This is a genomic window from Variovorax sp. YR752 (assembly GCF_943372545.1).
Genome location: NZ_CALRZC010000412.1, coordinates 1 through 3,109, shown reverse-complemented (window position 1 = coordinate 3,109; position 3,109 = coordinate 1). Strand labels below are relative to the sequence as shown.

Sequence of the window (3,109 nt, the reverse complement as noted above, 5' to 3'; positions counted from 1 at the left end):
TGCAGTGCCTCGTCGCCCGGCGCGGCCTCGGCCTGGGCACGAATCGCATCGCGCAACTCCAGCACCAGCGCGTGGTAGCGCTGCAGGTGGCGGCGCAGGTCGGCGAGCTCCTGGCTCTGCCGGAACAGGCGCTGCGCCAGCACCTCCTGGCTGGGCAGGATGCGTTCGCGCACGCGCCGGCCGAAGGCCTCGTCCTTGAGCTGGACGACGCGCTCGAGCATGCCGGTGTCCTCGAGCTGCGCCTGCGGGTACAGGCGCAGCAGCGTGTCGGTGGAGACCAGCCCGTCGTGCAGCGTCAGCTCGCCGTTGCGCACACGCTGCTGCAGCACGCCGCGCGGCACGCCCACCAGGTGGGCGGCGCGCCAGACGGTGACCCATTGCGACATGCGTGCTCCGGCTCAGTCGGGTCGCGCGACACGGTCGAGATAGCGCGCGCGATAGAGCAGGCGCGGGCGCTGCGGGTCGTCGATGAAGGCCTCGCGGTCGTGCAGCACGTTGTTGGCGACCAGGCCCATGCCGGGCTCCATGCGCACGCGCAGCACGTGCGGCGAGGCGCCGGCCAGCAGCGATTCCAGGCAGGCGACGGCAGCGCGTGTCGGCGCGTCGTCCTTCCAGGCGATGCTGCGCGTTCGCGCCGTGTAGCGCATGTGCAGGAAGCCGAGCGCATCGACGCTGAACACCGGGCCGGCCTGCGCCGCGCGGGCCACGCCGTCCTCGTCGGTGCGTGCCGGGATGGTCATCGCGTCTTCGGCCATCAGCGCGCGCACGTGCGCCGGGTCGGCATCGCGCAGCGCGATGTAGGCCAGCTCGTGGTCGAGCAGCTGGTTGGCGCCGCCGCTGGCCGCTGGCCGCACGCAGTGCAGGATCATGCCGCGGATGGCCCGCTGCGCCGGGTGGTAGTAGCCGTCGGTGTGCCACTTGATGGCGCGGTTGGTGTACGGGATGAAGGCGCCGGCCGGCCCGGCACCTTCGCGCACGGTGATCGGCGAGATGCCGTCCTCGTCGGCCAGCCAGTTGGCGTCGAGGCGGACCAGGCCGATCTGCCGCCCGAGCTCGCGCGCGACCGACTTGTCGGCGGCGACCGGGCTGCTGCGGTACAGCGCCATGTTGTGGCGCGCGCAGCGGTCGAGCAGCGTCGCACGCTGCGCGGCGGTGAGCGCCGCCGGGTCGTGCAGATCGACCGTCAGCGCCTCGGCGCTGCGCGGCGCGTCGGCCAGCTTGAGCTCGCGCCAGGCACGGTAGGCGTGCTCGTCGTCGAGGTCAAATGGATTGCCTGCGATCTCGCGGGCGAGACGCTGTGCGGGGCAGGGCAGGGCGCTCATCGTCAGTCTCCGCTCATGTCGCCGCGGCGCGTGCTGCGCGGCTCGGTCGAGAACACACCCTGCATCGCGCGCTGCAGCATGCCCACCGCTTCAGGCACCTCGATGGCCATCACCTGGTCGATGACCCAGTGGCGGTCCTTCTCGGGCACCGAGGCCTCGAGGCGGCTGCCCAGGTAGCGCACGAAGGCGAAGTCGGGGCCTTCCGCCTCGGACCAGTCGAACTCGGCGTAGTGCCCGGCCAGCGTGTTGAACTGGTCGATGAAGCGGTCGCGGTAGTCGTCACCCGCGATCGGGCCGAGCAGGTCGGCCTCGTTCTCGCGCAGGATCTCGGCCACGCGCAGCACCAGTGCGGTGGTGAACGGCGTGCGTGCGTCGGCGCCGAGCTGCGCATAGGCCAGGCGGTCGATGCCGGCGAGCAGGAACACCAGCACCTCGCGCACGAAGCCGAAGTAGGCCGGGCCGGCGTCGATGTCGAAGTCCGCCTCGCGCATGCGCTTGAGCATGTTCAGCGCGATGCGCCAGGCGATGAAGGCCATCGCGCTGGCGGTCTGCTCCGGGCTCTTCGCCTGATCGGGCTTGAACCAGTGGGCCTTGATGCGCAGCTTGGTGGCCATCGGGTTGGGCTCAGTAGCCGCCCTTGCCCAGCGGCTGCGGCAGGCCCGCCACCTTGGCGCCCTGCTTGGCCGGGCCGATGGGGAACAGGTCGTACAGCGCCTTGCTGTCGCAGCCGGGCAGGATCTCGGCCACGCCCTTGAGCATGTTGCGGAAGTTGGGCGTGTGGCCGTGCTCGCGGTACTGGTCGCGCAGGTAGTTCACCACCTTCCAGTGATCGTCGCTCAGCGTGATGTTCTCGGCGGCGGCGATCACGCGCACGACTTCGTCGCTGTAGTCGGGCTCGAGCAGGTAGCCCTGGTCGTCGGTCTCGAGTTCGGCGCCGTTCACGGTGTAGCTCATCGTCGGGGTCTCCTTGGTCTCTCGTCGATCTCAATCGCCCACGGCGGCGGCCGACTTGTGCGGCACGAACACGCCGCAGCCGAGCAGCCGGTGCGCACCGAGGCCGTGCTCCAGCACACGCAGCGCGGCCGCGGCGCGCAGGCCGTGCAACATCAGGCTGAAACCGTGCAGCGGCTGTTGCGGGCCGCGCCAGGCCTGCTCGCGCCCGCAGACGCGGTGGCAGCTGACGTCCATCTGCTCGAGCTCGGCGCCTACCGCGTCGAGGAAGCGAGCCTCGTCGGCATCGCCCGCGTCGACGAAGTGCGCGTACAGCGTGGTGTGCGGCAGCAGTTCGCGCAGATGAGGTTCGCCGAGCCTGAGTTCGTGGCCGGCCACGCGCAGCGTGCGGCCGGCCAGGGTGTGCAGTTCATCGGCGCGCTCGCGAGCGACGCGCAGGACCAGGCGCGAGCGGGCCGACAGCAACGCGGGCTCGCCGCTGCCGTGCACCAGCTTGACCGGATGTACGGCGGCCTGCGGGTCGTCGGCGAGCCAGGGCACGAGTTGCGCAACCGCCTCCGCCAGCGCGAGACGGTGGTCGCGCGGCAGGTCGTGGCCTTGCAGGGGGAAGGCGACGTCGACGCGGGTGGGCGTGTTCATCTGGCCTGGTCCTGCGTCTTGCCCGGGCTCGGGGCATCGCGGCAGGCGCTGCCCGCCGGGGGCTCATGCCGTGGCGGTCGGCCCTGCAGGCCGACTGCACTGCGATGCTCGCGCCGGGGTCGTGCCGCAGAACTCACTTCGCGACCTGCGGTCGCTGCGTTCGGACAACCGCGGCAAGTCAGATCACGAAGCGCGCT

The 3,109-nt window shown here is 71.4% G+C and carries 5 protein-coding genes; all 5 read right to left on the bottom strand.

The window, feature by feature from the left end; all coding sequences use genetic code 11:
* Positions 1 to 386: hypothetical protein (locus tag AAG801_RS41285; protein WP_341893665.1), on the bottom strand; the 386-nt coding region annotated here is incomplete at its 3' end.
* Positions 387 to 398: 12 nt separating this feature from the next.
* Entirely contained in the window at positions 399 to 1,322 is a 924-nt protein-coding gene (locus tag AAG801_RS41280) for a TauD/TfdA family dioxygenase (RefSeq protein WP_341893664.1), read from the bottom strand.
* Between the two features lie 2 nt (positions 1,323 to 1,324).
* Positions 1,325 to 1,936, bottom strand: coding sequence for a hypothetical protein (locus AAG801_RS41275; RefSeq protein WP_341893663.1), 612 nt, complete (start codon positions 1,934 to 1,936; stop codon positions 1,325 to 1,327).
* A 10-nt stretch (positions 1,937 to 1,946) separates the two neighbouring features.
* The gene (locus AAG801_RS41270; RefSeq protein WP_341893662.1) at positions 1,947 to 2,276 is read right to left on the bottom strand and encodes a TusE/DsrC/DsvC family sulfur relay protein; all 330 of its coding nucleotides are present in this window, start codon (positions 2,274 to 2,276) and stop codon (positions 1,947 to 1,949) included.
* Positions 2,277 to 2,306: 30 nt separating this feature from the next.
* The gene (gene cas6, locus AAG801_RS41265; protein WP_341893661.1) at positions 2,307 to 2,912 is read right to left on the bottom strand and encodes a type I-MYXAN CRISPR-associated protein Cas6/Cmx6; all 606 of its coding nucleotides are present in this window, start codon (positions 2,910 to 2,912) and stop codon (positions 2,307 to 2,309) included.
* Positions 2,913 to 3,109 lie beyond the last annotated feature (197 nt).

What these genes read in the sequence shown, in the direction of transcription:
- AAG801_RS41280 (WP_341893664.1), bottom strand. Translation starts at nt 1,322, where the DNA reads ATGAGCGCCCTGCCCTGCCCCGCACAGCGTCTCGCCCGCGAGATCGCA.
- AAG801_RS41275 (WP_341893663.1), bottom strand. Translation starts at nt 1,936, where the DNA reads ATGGCCACCAAGCTGCGCATCAAGGCCCACTGGTTCAAGCCCGATCAG.
- AAG801_RS41270 (WP_341893662.1), bottom strand. Translation starts at nt 2,276, where the DNA reads ATGAGCTACACCGTGAACGGCGCCGAACTCGAGACCGACGACCAGGGC.
- cas6 (WP_341893661.1), bottom strand. Translation starts at nt 2,912, where the DNA reads ATGAACACGCCCACCCGCGTCGACGTCGCCTTCCCCCTGCAAGGCCAC.